Origin of the sequence: Burkholderia sp. AU18528 (genome assembly GCF_002223215.2) — a bacterium.
Lineage (GTDB): Bacteria > Pseudomonadota > Gammaproteobacteria > Burkholderiales > Burkholderiaceae > Burkholderia > Burkholderia semiarida.
This window is the reverse complement of record NZ_NKFC02000007.1, coordinates 597,996-603,995: the sequence shown is the minus strand read 5'-3', so window position 1 is coordinate 603,995 and position 6,000 is coordinate 597,996. Positions and strand designations below refer to the sequence as shown.

The 6,000-nt window shown below is 66.1% G+C and carries 3 protein-coding genes; 2 read left to right on the top strand and 1 reads right to left on the bottom strand.

Features of this window, described 5'->3' with window-relative positions:
- Positions 1-2,157, top strand: a 2,157-nt coding sequence (gene katG, locus CFB52_RS29450; protein WP_099318203.1) for a catalase/peroxidase HPI, incomplete at its 5' end; no start/stop codon positions are given.
- 83 nt (positions 2,158-2,240) lie between these two features.
- Here the strand turns inward: katG and CFB52_RS29445 are convergent.
- Entirely contained in the window at positions 2,241-3,770 is a 1,530-nt protein-coding gene (locus tag CFB52_RS29445) for a catalase (protein WP_218964214.1), read from the bottom strand.
- Between the two features lie 288 nt (positions 3,771-4,058).
- On the opposite strand from CFB52_RS29445, the gene CFB52_RS29440 reads away from it, so the two are divergent.
- Entirely contained in the window at positions 4,059-5,714 is a 1,656-nt protein-coding gene (locus CFB52_RS29440) for an APC family permease (RefSeq protein WP_099318202.1), read from the top strand.
- Positions 5,715-6,000: the final 286 nt, after the last annotated feature.

The following is a 6,000-nucleotide window of genomic DNA, read 5'->3' as shown; positions in this document are numbered from 1 at the left end:
CACACCGCAGGCAGCGGCACGACGAACAAGGACTGGTGGCCGAATCAGCTGAACCTGAACGTCCTGCACCGGCATTCGGCGCTGTCCGATCCGATGGACCCGGATTTCGACTACGCAGAAGCGTTCAAGAAGCTGGATCTCGCCGCGGTGAAGCAGGACCTGCACGCGCTGATGACGACCTCGCAGGACTGGTGGCCGGCCGACTTCGGCCACTACGGCGGCCTGTTCGTGCGCATGGCGTGGCACAGCGCCGGCACCTACCGCACGGCCGACGGCCGCGGCGGCGCCGGCGGCGGGCAGCAGCGCTTCGCGCCGCTCAATAGCTGGCCGGACAACGTCAGCCTCGACAAGGCCCGCCGCCTGCTGTGGCCGATCAAGCAGAAGTACGGCCGCAACATCTCGTGGGCCGACCTGCTGATCCTGACCGGCAACGTCGCGCTCGAATCGATGGGCTTCAAGACCTTCGGCTATGCCGGCGGCCGCGTCGACACGTGGGAGCCGGACGACGTCTACTGGGGCTCGGAAAAGATCTGGCTGGAACTGAGCGGCGGCCCGAACAGCCGCTACACCGGCAAGCGCGAGCTCGAAAGCCCGCTCGCCGCGGTGCAGATGGGCCTCATCTACGTGAACCCGGAAGGCCCGGACGGCAACCCCGACCCGGTCGCCGCCGCGCACGACATCCGCGAGACGTTCGCGCGCATGGCGATGAACGATGAGGAAACGGTCGCGCTGATCGCGGGCGGCCACACGTTCGGCAAGACGCACGGCGCCGGCCCGGCGTCGAACGTCGGCCCCGAGCCGGAAGCCGCGGGCATCGAGCAGCAGGGCCTCGGCTGGAAGAGCACCTTCGGCACGGGCAAGGGCAAGGACACGATCACGAGCGGCCTCGAAGTCACGTGGACGTCGACGCCGACGCAGTGGAGCAACGATTTCTTCAAACACCTGTTCAGCTACGAATGGGAGCTCACGAAGAGCCCGGCCGGCGCGCACCAGTGGGTCGCGAAGGATGCCGACGAAGTGATTCCCGATGCGTACGACGCGTCGAAGAAACATCGCCCGACGATGCTGACGACCGACCTGTCGCTGCGTTTCGACCCGGCCTACGAAAAGATCTCGCGCCGCTTCTACGAGAACCCGGCCGAGTTCGCCGACGCGTTCGCACGCGCATGGTTCAAGCTCACGCACCGCGACATGGGCCCGCGCTCGCGCTATCTCGGCCCGGACGTGCCGGCGGAACACCTGCTGTGGCAGGACCCGATCCCGGCCGTCGATCACCCGCTGATCGACGCCGCCGACGTCGCCGCGCTCAAGGCGAAGGTGCTGGCCACCGGCCTGTCGGTGTCGCAGCTCGTGTCGACCGCATGGGCGTCGGCGGCGACGTTCCGCGGCTCGGACAAGCGCGGCGGCGCGAACGGCGCGCGCATTCGTCTCGCGCCGCAGAAGGACTGGGAAGTGAACCAGCCGGCGGCGCTCGCGGCGGTGCTCGAAACGCTCGAAGGCGTGCGGAAGGCGTTCAACGATGCGCAGACGGACGGCAAGAAGGTGTCGCTGGCCGATCTGATCGTGCTGGCCGGCGCGGCCGGCGTCGAGCAGGCCGCGAAGAACGCGGGTGTCGCGATCACGGTGCCGTTCGCGCCGGGTCGGATGGATGCGTCGCAGGAAGAAACCGACGTCGACGCGATGGCCGTGCTCGAGCCGGTGGCGGACGGGTTCCGCAACTACCTGAAGCACGCGTACAAGACGCCGGCCGAGGCACTGCTGGTCGACAAGGCGCAGTTGCTGACGTTGACGGCGCCGGAGATGACGGTGCTGGTCGGCGGCTTGCGGGTGCTCGGCGCGAACGTCGGCGACTCGAAGCATGGGGTGTTCACCGATCGTCCGGGCACGCTGACGAACGACTTCTTCGCGAACCTGCTCGACATGGGTACGGAGTGGAAGCCGGTGTCGGGCGCGAACGACGTGTTCGAGGGGCGCGACCGCGCGACGGGCGCGGTCAAGTGGACGGGCACGCGCGTCGACCTGATCTTCGGCTCGCACTCGCAGTTGCGTGCGCTGGCCGAGGTGTACGGCAGCGCGGATGCGAAGGAGAAGTTCGTGCGCGACTTCGTCGCCGCCTGGAACAAGGTGATGAACCTCGACCGCTTCGATCTCGCGTGACCGACGGCTTCACGCCGCTCGCGTAGCAAACGAAAACGGCCAGTCTCGCGACTGGCCGTTTTCATCATGGGTTCAACCTTGCGTCAGTCCGCCAGCCGCGCCGCCAGCGCCTCGACGCGCCGCGGATCCGCATTGACCGCCAGCGCGATCCTGCGGCCGTACTCCGGATCGGCCTTCTGGAAATACGACAGCATCGTGTACTTGACGTTCTCGTCCTTCACCTGCCCCAGATCGCCCGCGAGATTCGCGATCAGATCCTTGCGCGCGTTCTCCGGCAGCGATCGATAGAACGCACCGGCCTGCGCGAAGTTCCGCGTCCGCGCGATCGGCGCCTGCTGCGTCGTGCCGGTCAGCGGCAGCCGGCTGTACTTGTACCGCGCATCCGCCGACAGATCCTTCGCCGCGCTCGGCTCGTAGTTCACGGTGCCCTTGGTCATGCCGCCGTTCATCGCGCCGTCCTGGTTGTGGTTGGCCACGTCGGCGCGCGGGCGATTCACCGGCAATTGCAGCCCGTTCACGCCCACCCGATGCAGCTGCGTATCCGCATACGCGAACAGGCGCCCTTGCAGCAGCCGGTCTTCCGACGGCTCGATGCCCGGCACTAGGTTCGACGGCGCCATCGCGGCCTGCTCGGTTTCCTGGAAGATGTTCGCCGGATTGCGGTCGAGCGTCATCGTGCCGATCTTGATCTCGGGAACGTCCGGCCAGATCTTCGTGGCGTCGAGCGGATCGAAATCGAAGCGCGCGAGCTGCTCGGGCTTCAGCACCTGGATATACAGATCCCATTTCGGGAAGTTGCCGGCGGCAATGGCCGCCTGCAAATCACGCGTCATGTGATTGAAGTCCTTGCCCTGAATGCGCTCGGCTTCCTTCGCGTCGAGATTGTGCTCGCCCTGCAAGCTCTTCCAGTGGAATTTCACGTAGTGCACGTCGCCGCGCGCGTTGACGAACTTGTACGCGTGCACGCTGTTGCCGTCCATCTCGCGATAGCTTCTCGGCGTGCCGTAGTCCGAATAAAGGCGCGTGAGCATGTGCGTCGCTTCGGGTTGATGCGAGAAGAAATCGAAGAAGCGGTTCGGATCCTGGATGTTCGTGTCCGGCGCCGGCTTCAGCGAATGAACCATGTCCGGGAACTTGATCGCGTCGCGGATGAAGAACACCGGCAGGTTGTTACCCACCAGATCCCAGTTGCCTTCCGACGTATAGAACTTCGTCGCGAAGCCGCGCGGGTCGCGCAGCGTCTCCGGCGACGTGCCGCCGTGGATCACGCTCGAGAACCGGACGAACACCGGCGTGTCGGTGCCCGGCGCGAACACCTTCGCCTGCGTGTAGTCGGAAATGTCGCGGGTCGCGATGAAGTGTCCGTATGCGCCGGTGCCGCGCGCGTGCACGACGCGCTCCGGAATGCGCTCACGGTCGAAACGCTGCAGTTTCTGGATCAGGTTGACGTCCTGCAGCACCACGGGGCCACCGGGGCCGGCCGTCTGCGAGTTCTGGTTGTCGCCGACGGGCGCGCCGTTGTCGCGTGTCAGTGTCGATGCGCTCGCGTCGAAGGTCAGGACGGTCGCGCATACCAGCAAAGCGGTACGCCATGCGGCTTGCGTGTTGTACATCTGTCGACTCCATGTTTGAAATGGGGCCTCACTGTAATTCGCATGTAAGCCGGCCGTGAATTGACTTATTCATATCGGCTCGATTGGCGATCGCTATCGTCGTGGTTCGCGGCGGCACGATCGGCGAGTGAAAAAATATGCGCCGGCTCGGACCGGTCCGAGCACCGGCCGATTTTCAGACTGGGCCGATTCATTTCACGCAGCCGCGCATTCGACAATGCCTGCACCCTGCCCGATCCGCTTGCCGGTCCCGCCGGCCGGGAACTCGACCACCCAGGAGCAAGCACCATGAACGATGCAGGATCGCCCATCCGCCATGCCGCCGACGTCGCGGCCGATACGCCGCACGATGCCGGCGGCCACACGCTGCAACGCGGCCTCAGCTGGAAGGACGCGTTCTGGGTCACGAGCGGCGTGCCCGCCGGCGTGCTGTTCACGATCGGCGGCGTGTCCGCGACGATCGGCCACCCGGCGTGGGCCGTGTGGATCGCCGCGATCACGATGGGGCTGATTCAAAGCGCGACCTACGCGGAGATTTCCAGCCTGTTTCCGCATAAATCGGGCGGCGCGTCGGTGTACGGCGCGATCGGCTGGGTCCGTTACAGCAAGCTGATTGCGCCGGTATCCGTATGGTGCAACTGGCTCGCGTGGTCGCCGATGCTCGCGCTCGGCTGCGGCCTCGCGGCGAGCTACGCGCTCACAAGTCTCTTTCCCGCCGATGCGGCGGTGCTGCACTGGCAGCTCAAGGTTGCGGATCTCGGGTTCATCAAGCCCGGTCTGTCTTTGCGAATCAACGCGACGTTCATCATCGCGACGATTCTGCTTCTCATCACGTTCAAGCTTCAGCACAGCGGTGCGTCGAAGGCCGCGCGTACGCAGCGCATTCTCGGCATCGCGTCGCTCACGCCGCTCTTGATCGTCGGCATCGTGCCGTTCGTCACCGGCGACGTGCCGATGTCGAACCTGCTCCCGCTGCTGCCGCTCGGTCACGACGCGCAGGGCAACCTCACGGCCGCGACCTTCGGCGCGTGGAACGGGCAGGGCGTGACGATGGCGCTCGGCGCGATGTTCATGGCCGGCTGGGCGTCGTACGGTTTCGAGACGGCCGTCTGCTACACGCGCGAATTCCGCGATCCGCGGCGCGATACCGCGAAGGCGATCTTCTGGTCGGGCGCGCTGTGTCTCGTCGTGATGACGCTCGTGCCGATGGCGTTCCAGGGCGCGCTCGGCACCCAGGCGATGCTCGATCCGTCGATTCGCGACGGCACCGGCGTCGCGGCCGCGATGGCGAAGATCGTCGGCGGCGGCGCTTGGGTCGCGAATGCGGTCGTCGTGATGCTGATGCTGTCGATCCTGCTGATCGTGATGACGTCGATGATGGGCTCGTCGCGCACGCTGTACCAGGCATCGGTCGACGGCTGGCTACCGAAGTACCTGTCGCACGTGAACGAGCACGGCTCGCCCACGCGCGCGATGTGGACCGACCTCGGCTTCAACCTCGTGTTGCTGATGATGTCGGACTACATGACGGTGCTGTCGATCTCGAACGTCTGCTACATGCTGTTCGTATTCCTGAATCTTCAGTCGGGCTGGATCCACCGGATGGATCGCGGCAACTGGGATCGGCCGTTCCGCTGCCCGACGTGGCTGCTCGTCGCGGGCTCGATCTGCGGCTATGCGAACCTCGTTTATGCGGGCGCTGGCGCCGATCTGCAAGGCGAAGGCACGCTGCGCAACGGGCTGATCGCGATGTTGCTGATCGTGCCGGTGTTCCTGTATCGCCACTACTGGCAGGACCGCGGCCGCTTCCCCGCGCAGATGCAGCGCGACATGGAGCTCGAGGTGCCGACGCGCAGCATGTGGCTGAATCTCGCGCCTTACGCGGCGCTGATCGGCGCGGTGCTAGCGGTCGCCGGTTCCCATTACTTCGCGTGGGGGCGTTGAGCATTCGCTGCCGGCTTCCGGCCGGCGGCGATACGCGCGGCCTGCCGGGCCGGCCTTCGCCGGGACAAGACCCGGGAGCGGGCGTTCGATGGTGGCCGGTGGGCGCGGCCACGTCACGATTCACATGCTGATCGTGCTGCATGCTCCAAAACGCTGCCAGATGCGAGCATCGAGCGCCCGCCCCCGGGTCCACACGCGCGGACGATACCGATCTCCGCACGATGCTGTTTCATCGCGACGGCACGACATGGCGAACCGGCCGCACAGAACAGGACCAGTCCGACCG